Source organism: Staphylococcus pseudoxylosus, from assembly GCF_003697915.1.
GTDB classification, from domain to species: domain Bacteria; phylum Bacillota; class Bacilli; order Staphylococcales; family Staphylococcaceae; genus Staphylococcus; species Staphylococcus pseudoxylosus.
In genome coordinates, this window is the sequence record NZ_RCVN01000102.1 from 1 (window position 1) to 226 (window position 226).

1 protein-coding gene is annotated in these 226 nt (G+C 33.6%); it reads left to right on the forward strand.

From position 1 onward, the window contains the following. Positions 1-210, forward strand: a 210-nt coding sequence (locus D9V42_RS14975; protein WP_208639108.1) for a hypothetical protein, incomplete at its 5' end; no start/stop codon positions are given. Between the last annotated feature and the right edge of the window lie 16 nt (positions 211-226).

Below are 226 nucleotides of genomic sequence, written 5' to 3' on the forward strand. Positions count from 1 at the left end.
TATGCAAATGAAGATTTACCAGTTCTAACAGAAGAACAAAAAGAGCTTGAAGCAGAAAAACAACGACTTAGAGAGATTCAGCCACTTATAAAACGAGCTGAACAACTAGGATACCAAAATATTGACAGCTTGAAAAATAAGACTAAAAAAGAAATTACCGACATCATGAAGATTTGGTTAGCACAGCAAGAAACAGAAAAAGGGGAATAATTAAATGGCAATCATC